18 protein-coding genes are annotated in these 17968 nt (G+C 46.8%); 2 read left to right on the forward strand and 16 right to left on the reverse strand.

Features of this window, described 5'->3' with window-relative positions; all coding sequences use genetic code 11:
* Window positions 1-51: 51 nt before the first annotated feature.
* The 15 genes from ACQ4MX_RS09080 to ACQ4MX_RS09150 form a co-directional block, all read right to left on the reverse strand.
* Window positions 52-729, reverse strand: a complete 678-nt coding sequence (locus ACQ4MX_RS09080) for a vWA domain-containing protein (RefSeq protein ID WP_431090220.1) — start codon at window positions 727-729, stop codon at window positions 52-54.
* A gap of 43 nt (window positions 730-772) precedes the next feature.
* Window positions 773-1318: a hypothetical protein gene (locus ACQ4MX_RS09085; protein ID WP_431090222.1), complete on the reverse strand. Its 546-nt coding sequence runs from the start codon at window positions 1316-1318 to the stop codon at window positions 773-775.
* 340 nt (window positions 1319-1658) lie between these two features.
* Window positions 1659-2759 (reverse strand): toxic anion resistance protein, encoded by a 1101-nt coding sequence (locus tag ACQ4MX_RS09090; RefSeq protein ID WP_431090223.1) that lies wholly within the window; start codon window positions 2757-2759, stop codon window positions 1659-1661.
* Window positions 2760-2915: 156 nt separating this feature from the next.
* On the reverse strand, window positions 2916-3596 hold the full coding sequence (locus ACQ4MX_RS09095; RefSeq protein WP_431090224.1) for a hypothetical protein: 681 nt from the start codon (window positions 3594-3596) through the stop codon (window positions 2916-2918).
* Between the two features lie 58 nt (window positions 3597-3654).
* The gene (locus ACQ4MX_RS09100; protein WP_431090225.1) at window positions 3655-4686 is read right to left on the reverse strand and encodes an ATP-grasp domain-containing protein; all 1032 of its coding nucleotides are present in this window, start codon (window positions 4684-4686) and stop codon (window positions 3655-3657) included.
* Between the two features lie 17 nt (window positions 4687-4703).
* Window positions 4704-5540, reverse strand: a complete 837-nt coding sequence (locus ACQ4MX_RS09105; protein WP_431090226.1) for an HAD family hydrolase — start codon at window positions 5538-5540, stop codon at window positions 4704-4706.
* Window positions 5537-6688: a cysteine protease StiP family protein gene (locus ACQ4MX_RS09110; RefSeq protein ID WP_431090227.1), complete on the reverse strand. Its 1152-nt coding sequence runs from the start codon at window positions 6686-6688 to the stop codon at window positions 5537-5539. The genes ACQ4MX_RS09105 and ACQ4MX_RS09110 overlap by 4 nt, the downstream gene beginning before the upstream one ends.
* Window positions 6685-8025: a phosphoribosyltransferase family protein gene (locus ACQ4MX_RS09115; RefSeq protein WP_431091287.1), complete on the reverse strand. Its 1341-nt coding sequence runs from the start codon at window positions 8023-8025 to the stop codon at window positions 6685-6687. The genes ACQ4MX_RS09110 and ACQ4MX_RS09115 overlap by 4 nt, the downstream gene beginning before the upstream one ends.
* Window positions 8026-8077: 52 nt before the next feature.
* Window positions 8078-9292 (reverse strand): HpcH/HpaI aldolase/citrate lyase family protein, encoded by a 1215-nt coding sequence (locus ACQ4MX_RS09120; protein WP_431090228.1) that lies wholly within the window; start codon window positions 9290-9292, stop codon window positions 8078-8080.
* Window positions 9293-9416: 124 nt separating this feature from the next.
* Window positions 9417-10151: a TerC family protein gene (locus tag ACQ4MX_RS09125; RefSeq protein WP_431090229.1), complete on the reverse strand. Its 735-nt coding sequence runs from the start codon at window positions 10149-10151 to the stop codon at window positions 9417-9419.
* A 26-nt stretch (window positions 10152-10177) separates the two neighbouring features.
* Entirely contained in the window at window positions 10178-11440 is a 1263-nt protein-coding gene (locus ACQ4MX_RS09130; RefSeq protein WP_431090230.1) for a TerD family protein, read from the reverse strand.
* 100 nt (window positions 11441-11540) lie between these two features.
* Window positions 11541-12122, reverse strand: a complete 582-nt coding sequence (locus ACQ4MX_RS09135) for a TerD family protein (protein ID WP_023987194.1) — start codon at window positions 12120-12122, stop codon at window positions 11541-11543.
* A gap of 33 nt (window positions 12123-12155) precedes the next feature.
* The gene (locus ACQ4MX_RS09140; protein WP_044646587.1) at window positions 12156-12731 is read right to left on the reverse strand and encodes a TerD family protein; all 576 of its coding nucleotides are present in this window, start codon (window positions 12729-12731) and stop codon (window positions 12156-12158) included.
* 47 nt (window positions 12732-12778) lie between these two features.
* The gene (locus tag ACQ4MX_RS09145; RefSeq protein ID WP_431090231.1) at window positions 12779-13372 is read right to left on the reverse strand and encodes a TerD family protein; all 594 of its coding nucleotides are present in this window, start codon (window positions 13370-13372) and stop codon (window positions 12779-12781) included.
* Between the two features lie 28 nt (window positions 13373-13400).
* The gene (locus ACQ4MX_RS09150; RefSeq protein WP_044646589.1) at window positions 13401-13847 is read right to left on the reverse strand and encodes a tellurite resistance TerB family protein; all 447 of its coding nucleotides are present in this window, start codon (window positions 13845-13847) and stop codon (window positions 13401-13403) included.
* A 367-nt stretch (window positions 13848-14214) separates the two neighbouring features.
* Between ACQ4MX_RS09150 and ACQ4MX_RS09155 the strand changes: the two genes are divergently transcribed.
* Entirely contained in the window at window positions 14215-15642 is a 1428-nt protein-coding gene (locus ACQ4MX_RS09155) for a hypothetical protein (RefSeq protein ID WP_431090232.1), read from the forward strand.
* 302 nt (window positions 15643-15944) lie between these two features.
* On the opposite strand, the gene ACQ4MX_RS09160 is transcribed toward ACQ4MX_RS09155, so the two are convergent.
* A complete protein-coding gene (locus ACQ4MX_RS09160; protein WP_431090233.1) occupies window positions 15945-16973 on the reverse strand; it encodes a WXG100 family type VII secretion target in 1029 nt (342 codons plus the stop codon).
* Window positions 16974-17171: 198 nt separating this feature from the next.
* Here ACQ4MX_RS09160 and ACQ4MX_RS09165 point away from each other — a divergent pair, with 198 nt between their 5' ends.
* Window positions 17172-17951, forward strand: coding sequence for a Cof-type HAD-IIB family hydrolase (locus tag ACQ4MX_RS09165; RefSeq protein WP_431090234.1), 780 nt, complete (start codon window positions 17172-17174; stop codon window positions 17949-17951).
* The last annotated feature ends 17 nt before the right edge of the window (window positions 17952-17968 follow it).

The following is a 17968-nucleotide window of genomic DNA, read 5'->3' on the forward strand; positions in this document are numbered from 1 at the left end:
ATTTTTCAAAATGAGATTTGTAGAACTCTCACATTACAAGGCCTACTAAGCTTAATAAATATGCTTGTCTTTCGCTTCTTGCAGCCATAATGGGAACTCGTTTAGTAGTAGTTCGTACAATTCATTGTCTTCCATGGATTCGACATCTTGGATTTGAAAGAAGTTAGCGTTATCTACCACACGGCCTTCTATGTTATCGAGCTTTTTTAATACACCAAAATCAGATTCACCCACACCGACAAATTGCCAGAAAATCGGTTCTCCTGACGAATCAATTACCGCGTTGTCGATGTTGTCTCCTTTTCCACGTTTCACACCGCCATCATTAATAAAAATAACAAAAGCCGGATCAGCAGAAGGCTCTTCCTTGGTGTATTTGGCGATGACATCGCGCATCACAGGCGGCTCATCATTACGACCGAACTTGGGCAAATAATCATTGGACAAAATGTGTCTTTCAACATAGTTGTCAACGTCGTTTTCGGTAACGGACGGCAAACGTGAAAAACGGTGATCATACACCCATACATCCAGTACACCATCATCATCCAAAGAACTCGCTACCGCGACAATTCGCTCCAACACCTTTTGAACGGTTCCATTTTTGTACAAACTTCTCATAGATCCTGAAATATCAAGTACCAATCCAACTCTAGCAGTCACATTGGTTAGATTCTTTTTAGTCAGTACAATTTGTGCATTCTTTTTAAGCAAAGAAATACCGCTCATATTCCCCACGCTCCTCTATGATGTTTGCCTTAGTCCGTCTATCCTACCATCTGCGGCGTTCGTCGCCTCTCAGGGGAAAGTCGCTCAAATCTCCGAGTTGGTCATGCGCATCTTTGTAAATTCGGATCATAGCTTGTACCTTATTAAAGTCGCTGTCTTCCGGGCCGAATCCTTCCATATACATTTTTTGAATAATGTTTTGGAAAAAATCCATACGTTCGCGGACGGAGTCCTGCTCGATTTGCAGCACATCTTCAAAGCTGTGTTTCTCAGCAAATTCAGACAGCTCATCTGGCTCCTGCTCTTGAAATCGCTCTCCCCGGGTTTCGGGATTGAGATCAATAGAGGTACGCAAGGCTGATAACAAAATATTTTCCCGTACCAGCATGACATGAAAATCCTTGTTCTTAAACAGATCCGCCACGATCAGGCGGCACATTTCCTTGTTTTGCAACAGAATTCCGTCAAAAGGATGCAGCGTCCATACACCGTAATTAAAAAACAAATTGAAATTAAAGCTGCTGCTCCCATACTGATACACAATGTTGATTTTCGATTCGTCGATGATTTCAAATGAAAATTCCAGCATGCATTCTCCTTTGGGATTCCAATATTTAACTCTATCCTATCAGAAAATGCATGATTTTCAATAAAAAATTTTATTTCACAGTCTCATTTAATTCCACGATAGAATCTGCTTTTTCACTACTGGCAGCTACAAGCAGATAGACAATCACACACCCCAAAATAAAGGACATCATACGCTCGTTCTCTCCTTTGTTATTTCACTTTTTAAGAGTTTATGCACGAGATTGCTATGTATGATCATCATGTCCCTTATTTGCTGCCCCCAAACCAAAAAAGACGCCTTTCAGGATCGCCCTGGCGTCTTTTCAATAGGTTAGGTCCATTATTTCACATTTGTAAAATCAGTTCAGAAACGAGCTTAGTCCTTCGGAAGAATCGTTATCCTTCAAACTCTTGGGCTGTTCCTTCCCTTCTATCCCCAAACGTTGGCTGAGGTTGGCGTTGATTGCCGTCATTTTGCTCGTATAATCATGACAGCTTTCAATAATTTGACGGTTGGATTTTTCGGACAGATCCAAAGCAGATACCAAATCCCCAATGGCCTGATTCACAGCCTCCAGTGACATAGAAGGCTTGCTAAGTAAGTCTGTCGTTCTCTCCGTCGTCGTTTTGAGAAGCTTGGCATTTTCCTTGAATTGATTCTCAATCGTACGATTCGTGGCATCTACAGCAGAAATGATTTTGTCCTGATCCGCCAGCGCCATCGCAATCATAGCCGATACAGTGATCAGATTCGACGTTTTATCAATGGCATTATTTACGGAATCAATCAGTTTATCATTATTATCATTAATGATATCCGTTGCTGCAATCGCTTGATTGTAGAGTAAAATCATTTCGGTCATCGACTGCGTACGAGTAACCACCTTGCGCAGTCCCCGTTCCAGATGAGGCTTCCGCGTTTCATTCTCCGGCTTGGCAATCTCAGTCTCGAACAGCTCCTTCAACCGATTGCCAAAGGCGATCTTCGTCTGCAAATTGTAGATTTCCTCAATGGAAGCCTTTTTCAACTGTCTCATACCGACGATGTTTTCTTCCAGATTGTCCCTACCGTCTCTCAAGGCTGTAATGATTTGCTCAATGTTTGTTTTGACCGACTGATATTTGTAAATGTAGTTCTTCAGTGGGCTTTTCCGTAGAAGCTTGCCGAAAAAGCTCACATTTTTGCTCTGCTGGAGCGTTTCGCATTCATCCCGCAGCTTTAAGATCATGTTCGATACCTCGGCCCGGTCGCCGGACATGAGATCGTTCACCGGGCGATCCAGCATTTTAAGAGTCTGTCCCGCACGCTCCTGCGTTTTAACCCCCAGCTTCCCGATGTCGTCCATTAAAGTATCCAGGCTCATGACATCGCTCTGTGACACTTTCTGAATAAGCTGTGAAGCCTCCTCGGTCACCTTTTGTTCGTCTTCTTTTTTCAATTCAGCCCATGGGGTCGCCATAACGCTACCTCCTATCCTAAACAATAACTGTTATCCAAAGGCTAATAGTTATTGTTTAGGGCAGCTATGCTGCTTTTTTTAATTTTAAAATCCAACGGCTAATGGTTATTGTTCAGAGCAGCTATACTGCTGATTTTTTATTTTCATAAAAATAGCCTACAATTCGGAACTGCTGTACCGCTGGTGAATCAGTTCGGCTTTGCTTTGTAATTCCATCAGATCCTTGTGCTCCACCGTGGATACAATCACCGATATTTTGCTATCCACATCCCGCAAGCCGTTTAATAACGTTCTCCGGTTGGTTCGCTTGGCATCACCGCTGAGCCGGAGAAATGGATTAATCAGTCCATTCAGGTCCTTCAAAATCAGCCTCCGAACGGTGTGGTTTACTTCGCTGTTATTTAATTCATGCAAAAGCGGAATCACCCGCTGTAAACGTGCGAACAGAGCCAATGCCTTCTCGACGATCTCGTTATCGAGCGCATCCTTTTGCCCCTCGGAGATTACCATATCCTCCAATACCTCCAGATACTCCATGACCTGAGCAAATTCGCTGCTCACCTGTTCCGATAAGCGTGGTTTCTCAGTTACAGGCTCTGTTGGTGCCGAGGATTCCTTTTCAATCTTTTGTGTCTCAACAGCTTGTGCCTGCTCTACCGGTATAACAGAACCCGTCAGATTGGGTCGGGGATGGCGGATAGCCATAACGACGTTGTATCCCCCTAAACCAATGATCGGAATTGCCAAACACACAAAAAATGGCAACCAAAAACTCAGCAAAAGCGCAATCAGATAGCTGGCCACGGCAATCGTGGTTCCCCACATTTTTGACGTCATAGCTTGTACCTCCTGACGTAAACCCTTACCATATTGTAGAAAATATACTCTACATGTGTCAATGTAAGGATTTACGTATGGTGATTGGCTGCTCGATATGACTGGCTAAAATGTCGTATTGCGGATAAAGCGGACCCACCTCGTGACCCAAAGCCGATTTAACCGCCAAATAAGGAAAATTGATGCCGGACAAGCATGACACATGTAGTCCACCAGACATCCGCGGATTGATTTCCAGCAGTTTGGGACACTCGCCGTTATATTTTACCTGAATGTTATAATTGTACGGAATGTGATATGCATCAGCGACCTTATGCGCCACATCCAGCAGCTCGGTATGGTGCTCCAGCAACCGTAATCGCCCTCCCGCCTTCCTGCGCGGAACTGCTGCCAGCAGCTTTCCGTTTCGGTCAGCCAGGCAATCAATACTGTATTCATAGCCCTCCAGCAGCTCCATCACCATCAGGTTGGGGAACGACTCTGTGGATGACAATACACGATATGCCTCTTCGAACGAGATATGGTTCAGCGCATGTCCGAACAGCTCCTCCAGTGGATTACGCTCGTTGTCGATGATGCGAAAACCCATTCCGCCCTCTGCATTACATGGCTTGAAGCATACCTTATGCCCTCGTGCCGTTAACGTCTCATATGCCTGTTTAAACTGCTCTGCATTGCTGGCAATGGCATAATCAGGAATCGCGACAATGTCCCTTTGGCGAATGGATTCGTAAAACAGATCCTTTTCCATCAACTGCTCCAACAGTTCGGTATCCTGGCATACGATGACCTTCGTCCCAATTTCGTCGAATAGATGAAGATTCTTGCTAATATCGAGCATATTCCATCGTGGAATAAATACATCAATTCCGTGACGCTGGCAAAAATCCGCACAATAACGTGCATACTCCACGCCACTTATGCGCGGCTCCACCTCAGCCACATCACTGGCCTGTAGTGCCATATGCTGCGGATCTGAGTGTGTCGCATAGATCTCGAACGGAATACCGTCCTCATTGTTACGAATAGCATTCATATAATGATACGCCACTGAAAACCAGCGGTTAAAATACACCTTAACCTTCTTCACAGAGCCACGTCCCCTATCTATTCTGAAAATGAAGTTTGAGCTGCGAACACACTCCGGTGTATTTCATGAACATACGCCATGATTTCGTCCGCTGCATAAACCCCCGACACATTCGTAAAACGGTAATTGACCTCCAGCTTATCTCGCAGCTGTTCCCGGTACAGCTCGCCATGACGTGGAGCAATCGCATAGTCGGCATAGTCCAGTAGACAACGGTCCAGCAAAGAGTCGCCGGACGCTACTACAGGCCCTCCATCCGTGAGGTTACGGATATGCTCCACGGCTGCCTGTTTATTCACAGCCGCAGGCACCAGATACACCTTACGTCCTTGAATGGATACCTCCCAGCCCATTTCACGTATGATTCGCGCCTTCTCCAGCACCTGCTCCAGCGGCATACGATCTCGTTCAATAACGAAAGCATAAAATAACTCGTCGCAAAAGCGTTCGTTTACGACCCAGTCTTCATGCAGCACCTGTCCGAACACCTGACGTGCTTCTTCCGCATTAGCACCATCTCGGCGTACCTGCTCATGAATGCGGCGATTCCACTCCCGATCCACCTCGCCTCCGACGATGATGTTACCGCCATTGCTGGTCACGGCATATGCCGGAACCAGCTCCGTTTGAAACACCGTGATCCGTCCATACTGTGCCATCGTGCGAGTCGTCACAGGCATAAACATCACGTCTTGCGGCAGTGTCTTCAGCAGTTGGAGGGCCTGCGCTGAAATAAACGCCGCCGTTGCCCCATCAATCTGTTCAGCAGGCAGCAGCCCAGGCGACTCCAACGGCACGCCAAGTGAACGTTTGGAGTAAATCAGTGTCTGATCCAGATCGCTTGCGTAGATCATTCTTGTCCCCCCTTGAGCGGCTTAATGATCCCGCAGCAGGAATAGGTCAGCCCTTTAAATACCTCGACAGGCACTCCCCGATCCTTTGCCAGCAGCACGATATGCCGAAGATTCGGATTATCTTCACGATCAATCAGAATTTTCCACGGCACTCTGCGCAGCAGTACACGAGTCGTCTCCCCCACGCCGGGCTTAACCAGATTAATATCCTGAATACCAAAAGCTTTTTGTATTGCCTCAATATCACGCAAGCCCTGCCATGTCACCGCAGCTGGATTCAATGTCATCTGTTCAGCATACGTAGCGGCGGTTTCAGCCACATGTTGAAAGTAACCGCAAACCGTATCCACAAACGTATTGGACTGATCGACCGACCGCCAGGATTCATAAAATTTGGCTCCATGAAAATCGTCAGGGCCTATCAGATCGTCGCGCAATACCGTTCTGCTCATCAGACCCGATACGGTCGAATTCAGACAAGCGCTCGGGATCAAATAATCTTCCCGTGTACCGAAGGTATCCGAGCAGCTACCCGGATCGGCCAGCACCGCCAGATCATCGTTCAGGCGTAATCCGTAATCTGCGTTCATCTCACGGCAAGCCTCGATCAGCACCTGCCGAATCGCCCCTTTTCCCGTCCAGCCATCGACAAACTGGAGCTCAGTATCCAGCCCATGCTGCTGTAAAATATACAAAATAGCATTCCGGTCAATGCCTTTGCCGCGAATAATGGAAATGCTGTAATGCGGCAGGGAAACGCCGTACTTCCAGTCAATATACCGCTTGATCAAGATACCGATGGGCGTTCCTGCTCTGGCAAGCGAAACAATCGCAGTGTTCAGGCCCCTTTTTCTCACAATCATTTCAGCCACAGAAGCTGCCGCTAATGCGACTTTTTCGGCCGATTGGGCAAGTGTTTCGTGAAACAGTGCAATATACTCTGCCGTAGGCTCATATTCCACTGGGAGCATTTCTGAATAATGGACTCCCGACTGAATCGCCTCTTCACGATCCTCCGTCCCTTTTTCCAACGTAACACGGCTCAAATCCTTCAATAAAAAGGTCACATCCGATGCAGGGTAGCTCCCCAACGGCTCGGGCGGATGAATGTTCTTCTGCTGTATTTGCTCCATGAGTGTCTGCTTCATATCCGCGCTCCTTTGCTCTCCTGCCCGGTTAACCGGTTAAAATAAACAACATGTACTTGATCGCAGCCAAGACGGGTCAAAGCATCCAGCATGGGCTTCATTCGCTGCGCATCCGACTCCCTTTCGATCAACACAAAGATCTCGTCATACTGACCAGGATCTACATTATAAATAAAATTGCGCACCGTCCCATCATCAGGTGAGGGATAAGGCACACCACAAACTACGCCATATCCTTCCTCACGATGGGGATACACCGGACTGCGCGTCGTCGACTGATAATACACATTCGGGCCTAGCTCCGCTGCAATCCGCATCGGAATGTACATAAATTCCCCCGTACCCATCACCAGCGTGCGCTGCCCTGAGCGAAGCTTCTTCAATCGTTCCGCAGTACACGTAATTTCCGCATCCAACGCAGCATTATCGACGGATTGCAGGCCGAAACGACCTGTATATTTCAAATAAGGAGCCTGATTGGCGTATCCGTCCGTTGAAATCGAGCTGTGTACTACCCGTTCAAAACCAGACGCATCCTCTGCAAAACAGTGGTCAATTATTCCAGAAGCGTCTGTCGTATCCTCTGCTATGCTAGTAGCAGCATGTTCTGCGTGCCCGGCTCGCCCAGCGTATTCTGCGTGATCCAGCATCGGCACTCCCTGTACCTCAATCTTTCCTTTGAGCAAGCTTAAAGGCGTAATCGTAATGCCCAGCTCTGCCTCCAGATCAGTGAAAGCCTGCTCATCGCTGTCTGTCCGCCAATCTAATAACGAAGCAATCACATACTGTTTACGCGGAAAATGCTCCTGAATATCCCGTATGATATTAAGCGTTGTTTTTCCCGTCGTAATTTCATCATCTACCAGCACAATCGGGCCATCTCCCGCAAAAGCATCTTCATCCAGTGCATAGCAACGATGATCAACAGCGTGCGAATGCTCTTCTTCAAACCGAATAATCGGCTGAAGGCCCGGAATTTCCTCGCGCGTCGTATGAATATACGAAGCACCGTCCGCAAACACCTGATACATGGCGTGTCCCAGCGCCGTAGCCGTCTCGGCAAAGCCAACAAACTTGATCGGCTCCGCAAAAGCCAAACGTTCGTCCATCAGCTTACGATAGGCTTTCTCGGCATAGTCCGAATCCAGAAGTCCCTTCACAGCCTCTCCAATCAGCTCATCCATCTGTTGTCCTGCCTGTGGGACAAGCTCCTTGTACAGCAGTATAGCCAGCGCCGCACCACTCAGCAGAGAGGTGTAAGGGTTCACCGGAATATGCTTGCCCAGCACCTTGCTGACAAATAGAAATGAACGCTTCTTGTTCACCCGCGCCGCCATCGCAAACAGCTTGTCTACTGGAAGGCAGAATGGATTATGTGTTTCCGTAATTTTAACGCTGAACTGCTCCAGGATAGGTAGCAGATGTGTTTTCGTGGTTGGGTAAGAGACTGACAAAATGTTGTTGTTCATGTAACACCCCGTATACTTTTGATCTGTTTATAATACGATGAGCCCAATTTAAATGCGGCTTAATTTCATTCATTTTGTTGGCATAGGTGCTTTTGAATACACCCAGACTACCATCATTACGCTCTACAATCGCGAGGGCATCCATATACTCTTCATGTGTGACCGCGTACATAGCCTGTACCGGCTTGATATGGGAAGGATGGATGATCGTTTTGCCGATGATGCCATTTTCCTTGTCCATCATGACCTCACGGATCAGTCCGTCCACCGCATCTGAAATGAAGTCCATCCGCAGATTGCGTCCCTGTTTACCAAATGCATCCTCAAAGGGCGACACTCTTAATTGAGGCTTAAATACACGTTCCCGATGAGAGAAATATTCCCACACAGGACCGGAAATGACATAATCCGAATCTACGCGTCCAAACAAGTTAATAATATCAGCGATGCAATCCCGAATGACGGCAATTTCATAGATAGTAATATCCGGGCTACGTCTCAAGCCAAACAGGCTGGAAAAATCAGTTGCCCCAATTCGTACATTCAGCACATATTCCTGATACTCGTCCAAAATCTCTTTGATCGACAGCAGCTCATTCCAGCGGGTTTCCCGGTAAATGATGTTGGAGCTTTCGAGGATCGGTAATCCGTACAACACGGGGATGTTCTGTTCAGCCTTCCCCCGGTTATATCCGGCAATGAGTTCAAAATATGCTCGTCCATTGTCAGAAGAAAACTTGGGCAAAACAAAGCCCGTCAGTAGCGACAGAGATTCTCCCAACCCGTTCAGTAGCCGTTCGAGCTGTTCCACAGATCGCACACGTACAAACAGCAGCGGTAAACTCTGTTCACTCATCGCGCCTGTCTGTACATACGAAAATAGTTGAAGCAACTGCTGTGCCAGCGACTGTTCTGCATGCCCGACCTGTTGGTCCCCTATGGCATCCTCCAAATCCAGCATGACTGTCGTCAGTCCTTCATGTTTTCCATTCTTGATCTCTTCCGCTACTTCCGAACGGGTCGCAGGCATGTACAAAGCCGCCCCTATCGCGTAAGCCAATATACTTTTGGGGGATCGGTTATTAAATTCTGACGGCTGCGTACAAAAGATCGCTTCTACTTCCTCAGAGGTCAAATCATTAAAATATTTCAGGGCCTTCTCCTCCTCTTGCTCTTTCTTGCCTGACTGAAGCCCTGTGCCTCGGGTATAAAAGAAATCCCCCCTTAAGTTCAGGAGGGATTTCGCTATACTTTGTACATTAAGCCTCTTCGTCGGCCTTTTTCTTTCTTTTCGCCGAGCTAATCACCATTGTGCCTACAAAGACGGCAATCAAAATGCCGAAGAACAAGAGTTGCGGCATATGAAAGCCAAAAGCAGCAGCCAGCATTTTACCTCCAATAATGGCGATCAAAATAAAGGCTGTCTGTTCCAGTTCCGGAAATTTATCAATGAGCTTGAGGAACACTTGAGCAACACCACGCATCATCAGAACACCAAGAATACCACCCAGGAACAGAACCCATACTTTCTCGCTCACACCAAAAGCGGCAATGACGCTGTCAACACTGAAGGCAATATCCATCAGTTCGACCATTAATACGGTTTTCCAGAAAGAAATAGGTTTGTTTTCCACTTCTCCATCAGCTTCGGACTTGAATAAGCCCTTATAAGCAATATAAAGAAGATAGGCCGCACCCAGTACCTTAATCAGCGTGAACTTAATCAGAAATGTACCCAAGCCGATCGCGAGGAACCTGAATATATACGCACCCAAAATCCCGTAAAATAGGGCTCTCTTCTGTTGCTCCTTCGGTAAATGCTTAACCATAACTGCGAGAACCAAGGCGTTATCCGCCGACAAAAGACCTTCCAGCAAAATGAGAGTTCCAATAATCCCCCAACTCACTGGATCAGTAAGCGTCGCTACAACATCGCTCCATGAGAAGAAATGGCCGTAGTTCTCGCTGATATTTTTAAATAAATCATTCAACATGAAAAGAGTGCCTCCGATAATTCAGTTTATTTGCTACCCTGCGACCAGCGCATGCCCCAGTTATGTGCACGATCCAACTCACGATGACCGCCATAGAACTGCACGAGTCTTTCAATGCTGAACGTCTCATCGTTCACGTTTTGGAGCATGGCAATCGCACACATCCCCTTGCGGTTGTCATGTTCATTCAGATGAACGACAATGTCCGGTCCGTCCTTCTGGTACAACGTGACCACTCCGTCTGCCTGCGACCAGTTCGTAACCCCTTCGTAGATGAAGGTAAACACCAAAATTCGCTTGATTTCAGAAATTTTAGCACCGTTGATGCGGAGATTTTCCCCTGTTTTCACAGATCCCGTACGGTCGTCGCCGTCCAAAGCAATGTACGGGAAGCGATTCAGCGAGCCGAAAGCTTCACCCAGCGCCTGAACAACACCTTTGTCCCCGTCCTTCATCTCATACAAGCAGCCCAGATCCAGATCGACACCCTTGGAGCCACGACTGAAAAAGCCCTTGCTCTGCTGCACCTGATTCCAGTTCAGATTGATCAGGATTTCTCCTAATCCACCCGAGCCTTTTTTCAGATTGATGGTGTCGCCCTTCTTCTTCAGTTCAATTTTGCGCAAATTCAGATTCACCGGTGTTGCAGATGGCTCTGGCTTCGGAGCAGGAGATGCTGGCGGCGGTGTTGGTGCTGGCTGAGGAGGTGGAGGTGGTGCAGGCACTGGCGGAGGAGCCGGATTATTTTCCACTTCAATCCCGAAATTGACGCACAACGCATCCAATCCACCGGAAAAACCAGCGCCAATTGCGTTGAATTTCCATTCCCCGTTATGACGGTACAGCTCACCTATGACAATGGCCGTTTCCACTGTAAATCCGCTGTCCAAATTAAACCGCAAAACCTCTCCGCTAACCGGATGAGCAAAACGAATGAACCCACCTTGAACCTGTCCAAAATTTTGCCGTTTCTGATCCGCATCATAAATCGTCAGTGTGAACGCAATCTTCTCGATATTGGCAGGAATCCGCGTCAGATCAAGTGCAAATTGCTTTTTGTCACCGGACTGTTGTCCGTCTGAATAAGTGATGAAGGGCGTGGTCGGATTGTTGTAAAAGATCAAATCCTCATCACTTGACACTTTTCCTCCAGAGCCTAACAAAAACGCCGAAGTATCCAGTTCCAGAGCCGCTGGGGACTCCCAGCCGATCCCTACGTTGACTTGGGTCAGACCCGGATTCGTTTTCGTCAAATCCGCCTTCTGTCCCTTTACTACGATAACAGCCATGATTGTGTCACCTTTCTGTCCGTTTGTCATGTGTCAGCGCACGCCAATTCAATGGCTAAAAAAAAGGGTAGCGCCCTATGGACACCACCCCAAGTGGATATTATTGAGCGTCCAAGCCATAGTTTTTAGCAAGCGCACCCAATCCACCAGCAAAGCCGCTACCGATCGCCTGGAATTTCCAGTCCGCATTCTGACGGTAAAATTCACAGAATACCACGGCCGTTTCGGTGGAGAAATCCTCTCCCAAATCGTAGCGCAGCACTTCACGATCCGTCGCTGCGTCTACCACACGTACGAAAGCATTGGACACTTGACCAAAGTTTTGCGCGCGTGCCTCGTAATCATAAATGGTAACCGTGATCCCGATACGGTGGATGTTCGCAGGAATCTTCGAAAAATCAACGATGATTTGCTCGTCATCCCCATCGCCCTCACCTGTGCGGTTATCGCCTGTATGGGTCACAGATCCTGCTCCGCCTGTTGGATTATTGTAAAATACAAAATCATCAGCAGCTTTGGCTTTGCCATCTTCATAAAGCAGGAAAGCCGAAGCATCCAGGTCAAAGTCCGCGCCACCGCTGTATTTATTCGTATCCCATCCAAGACCTACGACAACACGAGTCAAGCCGGGATTGGTTTTGGTCAGATCAATACGTTGTCCTTTGGAAAGACTAATGGTCATACTGTATACCTGCTTTCTTTGTGTAGATTTTAGTTACGCCAAACCGTAATCGCGAGTCAACCCTGCAAGACCATCCTGGTAGCCACTACCAATGGCATTGAACTTCCACTCACCACTATGACGATACAATTCGCCTACAACAACGCCCGTTTCGATCGAGAAATCTTCTCCCAGATCAAAGCGGATCAATTCCTCATTGTTCGCTTCATTTACGATACGAGCATAAGCACGGGACACTTGTCCAAAGTTTTGGCTGCGTTCTTGTGCTTCATAGATTGTAATCGTAAAAGCGATCTTTTCTACGTTAGCTGGCACGCTACCCAAATCAATTTTAATTTGCTCGTCATCTCCGTCACCATCACCCGTACGGTTATCACCGGTATGAACAACAGAGCCGTTCTCATTTTGTGGGTTATTGAAAAAGACGAAGTTCTTATCCGATTCTACTTTACCTTCTGCATTAGCCAAAAATACGGATACGTCCAAGTCAAAATCCTTACCGCCGTCGTATTTGTTCGTGTCCCAACCTAAACCAACCGTGATTTTGGACAAGCCTGGATTTGTTTTCGTCAAATCAATCTTTTGACCTTTGGATAAGTTAATTGCCATGATAAGAACCCCTTTTCCATAATTAAGTTTGGTATTCGTAAAATAAATTACATATAGCGCTGAGCCAGCACATTAATATGTGCGGCATTCGTACCTTCACCGATGGCAGCAAACTTCCATTCGTCGTTATGACGATAGAGTTCTCCACAAACCAATGCAGTCAGCCCTTCATAATTATCAGATAAATTAAACGTCACCAGTTCCTTGGAATTAGCACCGTCCAGAATGCGGATATACGCTTTCTCGATCATGCCAAAATCCTGTTTCCGGTTTACGCAATCATATATATTTACAACAACAAGCACTTTGTGGACACTGGCAGGAATACGTGCCAAGTCAATCACAATTTGTTCATCATCACCGTCACCTTGTCCAGTCAAATTATCACCGGAATGTACGATAGAGCCGCATGGGCTTTTTTTATTGTGGAAGCATACTACGTTATCCGATTGAGTCAGTTTTCCGTTTGCGTCCAGTAAAATGGCAGAAGCGTCACAATCAATATTCGGTTGCTTCTTGATGCCAAAAAATCCTTTGGACTGCACCGGGTCCCATCCCAATCCGGCAATAACTTTGGTTAGACCTGCGTTTCCTTTGGTCAAATCAATTTTCTGGCCCTTAACCAGATTAATTACAGCCACTGATTAACACACCTCCCTTCCGTAAAATTTACAGACTAAATTCAGACGGATTCAAACCCAAAGCGCCGCAAATTTCAGCGACAATTCGTTGTTCATCTGCATCAAAGTCACCGTCAGCAGCACCAATGGCACTACATACGCCAACGACGAGTCGGCCCACTTCAGGCTTGCCTTTCAATTTACCAATCGCTTTGAGTGCTTCCTGTTTGCCGATTTCAGGCGAAAATTCAAAGTTCGCTACATAGTGATTGAAGCGATTGATGACCTCTCCCATATCAAACACTTTCAGTTCCTCACTGAGATTTATGTATCCGGCCATTTTTGATTTCTCGTCCGGACTAATGGTACCGTCAGCAAAGGCTACCAGCGCACAACCCGCAACAACAGCTTCCATGAAATCTTTATTTTTAAACTTCTTAACCTGGTCTCCAAGACCCTTTTTAGTTGTATTCAGCCAATTTTTAAATGTACTCATGTTGCCCTCCACAAAATCGTATTTGGGTGAAACGCATCCTAGTTAATTTCTTCCTTTACTATAACCTGAATTACGATCTTTTTCTACAATAATATACAAAAATACGGTAAATACGATCTATTTTTTATCGGTATCCTCTCTATCTTTAGCCCTATTTTCTGCTAAAAGGCCCTCTTCCATCATCTATCATTTGGTACCCTAATTGCAAGTCCATAGATACCTCGCGTGTATGATCATATGGATTGTGGCTAAATACATTTAAGATGGATTGACAGTTTGAGAGGAACAAGCTATCATTCTATCAAATTATAAGTATTTCGCTAGGAATAATATAAAATAGTATAGCCTATTTAGGAGGAAATTTCACATGACCGCACCTTTTGCCAGCCTAAGACTATCCTCTTGGAAAATGGTTCCCCTATCCGCCGCCCTATTCATCGCTGCCTTTTCCAATCCTATTGATTCCTATGCCGCGGCAGCCCCGGTCGTCCAGCAAGTAAACAGCTCCGCTTCAAGCACTGTTACCGATTCGGACAACCAGCTCACCTATCTAAAGGACCGTTTTAACATCCAACTATCCTCAACCCCGACAAAGGGGGAATATATCGCTGCCCTTACCACCGTGCTGAGCCTGAACAGCTCAAGTACAGCTTCTGAGGACAAAAACACCGCCTTCAGAGGCTTAAACTCAAATGACCCGTTGTATGCCCAAGCGGCAGCACTGTATGCAGAAGGTATACTGGATAACACTGACGTAAAACCGTCCGTTCCCCTGTCACAAAATGACGCGATCCGTATAGCTGTAAAAGCCGCCGGATTGACTGAGTTGGCTGCTACATACTCTGAGGATAAGGCGCAGGCTGTGCTGACTAAATCGGGGATTCGTACATTGACTGGAACTGCTGAGACCCGTCTGGCGGCCTCGCAGGATCTGGCAGTCGCTGTAGATACAGGACTGCTGCCGCAAAGCGAGCTGTCCTCCTTCCAGCCGGACGAGCAAGCCGATGCGTCATTCACCGCCGAGGTGCTAAGCCGTGTGCTGGCATTCCACGGCGAATACAAAAATACCGTCGGTCAAGTACAGGATGACGATATTTTTGCTAAAATCCATCAGGCCTACGATACACAGATACTCGTCCAATCCCCGGAGCTGCAGGCCCTGTTCGACGCAGGACTTCAGCAAAATCTGTTCACAGGCTACAATATCAAGGACAGCCGCTATGATGCCCATTTTGATCCGAAGCTGTCCCTTACTTATGGACACAGCGATCTCAAGCACGCGATCCAACTGATTGGGCTGCTTCGCAGCGAGGGTATTCAAGCCAAAGTACAGTTGGAACCAAAAACTTCGGCTTTTGTATACTTGAAAGAATGGGGACAGCCTGTCCAGACCGAAAACTATAAAGTCGTACAAATCAACAACGGTAACTATATCGCCTACTCCAAGGAGTATGACCTTGCCCTCGAATTTGCGACGATCGGGCAGAAGAACCGTTTTGACACTATCATCAACCAATACGCCAAAAAGAACAGTAAAGACCAAGCCGGCCTGATCGCTCAGTCCTGGTGGCAGCCGCTCTATTACTCCCTGTCCTCCCCCGGCTCAGCCTACACGGAGATTGCGAACAACCGGGTCAGCGCAGGACGCTATTATGCCCAGTCCTTTTCGCTGACGGACAAGGCTTCCTCCATTACCGATGGCTTACGTAAGATCAAGCCAGGTGTAGAGGTGGAAAGCTACCACTTCTGGGTGGATACTCCCTTTTATCGTTATTTGAACGGGGAGGCTCAGTAAATTTAATTCAAAAAACAATAGGCGCAGCCTTCCAATTCAACGGAAGCCCTGCGCCTTCTTTATAATTAGATTTAAACATCTAACATGCCTAGTTCCTGCTGAACTGGACTACCCTCTATCTATCTCTATTTAATATATCGGTTTCCAGAAAATTTTGGTAAACAAAAAAATCTACAGACTTCTCCAGCTAGCGAGTTTTGCAGTTTCCAACTGCCACTCACCTGTTCCGGAAAAAAAGACTGTAGATTGTATAGATACTCCTCTTCGCATTGAGTATGATCGTTTCCAGCTCATGGCCGCTTCTAGTTATAATCCTCCCAGTAGCGGTACTCCATTTCATTCTCACCCTTGGTGACGATGATCATGTTTTCGATATGTCCGGTTTCTTTGTTGGTTCGGTAGATCATGGTGCGGGTTTCGCCCTCATCGGGAACGGAGAATAGCACCTTGTCACTGATCATGCCGCCACCGATGCCGACGACGTGCTCTCCCCAGCCGGAGGCTGCGCCGGAACTAATGCTCGAACCTGCGCCACCAACGCTAGTCCCACGCGACAAAATAAGACCTATGCCATACCCGGTGACGGTCTGGGCCGTTTTACCCAGAGCGTGCTCTCCGGCCGATTGGGTATGCTCTTGGGCCCAGTAATCGTATTTGTCGGTATTTTGCTGGTAGCTGACGACGTTACCTTTTTTATCTATGGAAATATCCGTTTTTGTGCCATCCTTACCCGTCAGCTCGGTGACGGCGACGAGAGAATCAGACGTGATCTTGGACGTTTCTCCTGTATTGTAATCTGTACGGGTCACCGAGTCCTCATATTGCAGCCGCAGGACGTTCATCTGGTCGTGGATTTTCTGCATAACCTGCTTGTCTCCAATCGCCTCGGCATCTTTCAGTAATTTCTCATATTGATGGTATTTATCGGCGTCGGCCCGATCCCAGTCATCTATGTTTTTAGGAGGCTTGGAGGCATCTCCAGCTTGTTTCCCGGCTTCTCCACCGCCCGCCGACGCTGCACTAGCGCTCATAGCCGCCGCTAATGCAGTCCAGAAGCCACGCGGGTTGTCATCCGTACTTCTAAACTTCGAAGCAATGCTTTTCAGCTCAATTTCAATGGATTGAACCTTGTTTAACACGGAAGAAAGCGTATATTTAGCCGTCCGATAGTCGTTATAAAAACGATTTCTCTCCATACCGTCCCACTGGCTGTGAAGATTGTTCATTGTGTTATCCAGGCCGTTTAACTGGTTATTCAGTGTTCCGTGTGCATTGGCAAATTGGGAGGCCACGCTATCCAGTTGCTCCGGTGTGACTTGGATTTTCGTCATGATGATCACATCCCGTCTATGAAAATAGGAGATAGGCATTCTATTTTACAGTAATCCTTATTTCATATTGTAAGCTATAGAAGTCGGACATTCATGAGGATTTATACGTATTTGTGTATTCAGAAGCAGTTCATTTGATATAATGAATCCATATGAGTCCATTTCGACAATACATTATTGAAAGTCAGGTGTAAGAACATGTCAGACAAAAAAATTATCTTTTTCGATATCGACGGTACTTTACTGGACGATGACAAAAAAATGCCGCTAACGGCTGAAAAGGCCGTCTTTGCTTTGAAAGAGCAGGGCCATGAGGTAGCTATTGCCACAGGACGCGCACCTTTTATGTTCAAGGAAATCCGTGAGCAGCTTGAAATTGATTCTTATGTCAGCTTTAATGGGCAATATGTCGTGCTTCGTGGGGAAGTGGTTGCTACAAATCCGCTGAACAGAGAAGCTTTGCAATCCATGACTGATCTGGCCCTCACACATAATCATGCGATCGTATATATGGATCATGCCAATATGAAGGCTAATATTCCTAACGATGAACTTGTAGAAAAATCGCTTCAAACGTTCAAGGCCAAGCTTTCGGTTGGATACGATCCGCTTTACTTCCAGGGAAGAGATATTTATCAGACGCTGTTGATGTGTACGGTAGAAGAAGAACCCTTCTATGAAGCGGTATTCAAAGCTTTTGACTTTGTACGCTGGCATCCGAGTTCTGTGGACGTTGTTCCTCACGCTGGCTCCAAAGCAAAGGGCATCCGCGAAATTACGTCCAGACTGGGCATTGCCGATGAAAATCAATACGCTTTTGGCGACGGTTTGAACGATGTGGAAATGCTGACGGCTGTACATAACAGTGTCGCAATGGGTAACGGTTGTGATGAAGCCAAGGCCGCAGCTAAAATGGTCACAAAACGCGCAGATGAAGACGGCATTTTGTACGGGCTGCAAAAGCTTGGTTTGTTATAAGCTAACAGGATTGCTGA

Source organism: Paenibacillus sp. 8b26, assembly GCF_050626875.1.
In the GTDB taxonomy this organism is placed as follows: Bacteria; Bacillota; Bacilli; order Paenibacillales; family Paenibacillaceae; genus Paenibacillus.

Excerpts from the sequence above, each read along its gene's own strand:
- ACQ4MX_RS09160 (WP_431090233.1), bottom strand. The coding sequence starts at position 16,973 with ATGACGAAAATCCAAGTCACACCGGAGCAACTGGATAGCGTGGCCTCC.
- ACQ4MX_RS09085 (WP_431090222.1), bottom strand. The coding sequence starts at position 1,318 with ATGCTGGAATTTTCATTTGAAATCATCGACGAATCGAAAATCAACATT.
- ACQ4MX_RS09080 (WP_431090220.1), bottom strand. The coding sequence starts at position 729 with ATGAGCGGTATTTCTTTGCTTAAAAAGAATGCACAAATTGTACTGACT.
- ACQ4MX_RS09095 (WP_431090224.1), bottom strand. The coding sequence starts at position 3,596 with ATGACGTCAAAAATGTGGGGAACCACGATTGCCGTGGCCAGCTATCTG.
- ACQ4MX_RS09140 (WP_044646587.1), bottom strand. The coding sequence starts at position 12,731 with ATGGCAATTAACTTATCCAAAGGTCAAAAGATTGATTTGACGAAAACA.
- ACQ4MX_RS09150 (WP_044646589.1), bottom strand. The coding sequence starts at position 13,847 with ATGAGTACATTTAAAAATTGGCTGAATACAACTAAAAAGGGTCTTGGA.
- ACQ4MX_RS09110 (WP_431090227.1), bottom strand. The coding sequence starts at position 6,688 with ATGAAGCAGACACTCATGGAGCAAATACAGCAGAAGAACATTCATCCG.
- ACQ4MX_RS09155 (WP_431090232.1), top strand. The coding sequence starts at position 14,215 with ATGACCGCACCTTTTGCCAGCCTAAGACTATCCTCTTGGAAAATGGTT.
- ACQ4MX_RS09115 (WP_431091287.1), bottom strand. The coding sequence starts at position 8,025 with ATGGCGGCGCGGGTGAACAAGAAGCGTTCATTTCTATTTGTCAGCAAG.
- ACQ4MX_RS09090 (WP_431090223.1), bottom strand. The coding sequence starts at position 2,759 with ATGGCGACCCCATGGGCTGAATTGAAAAAAGAAGACGAACAAAAGGTG.
- ACQ4MX_RS09105 (WP_431090226.1), bottom strand. The coding sequence starts at position 5,540 with ATGATCTACGCAAGCGATCTGGATCAGACACTGATTTACTCCAAACGT.
- ACQ4MX_RS09135 (WP_023987194.1), bottom strand. The coding sequence starts at position 12,122 with ATGACCATTAGTCTTTCCAAAGGACAACGTATTGATCTGACCAAAACC.
- ACQ4MX_RS09130 (WP_431090230.1), bottom strand. The coding sequence starts at position 11,440 with ATGGCTGTTATCGTAGTAAAGGGACAGAAGGCGGATTTGACGAAAACG.
- ACQ4MX_RS09125 (WP_431090229.1), bottom strand. The coding sequence starts at position 10,151 with ATGTTGAATGATTTATTTAAAAATATCAGCGAGAACTACGGCCATTTC.
- ACQ4MX_RS09165 (WP_431090234.1), top strand. The coding sequence starts at position 17,172 with ATGTCAGACAAAAAAATTATCTTTTTCGATATCGACGGTACTTTACTG.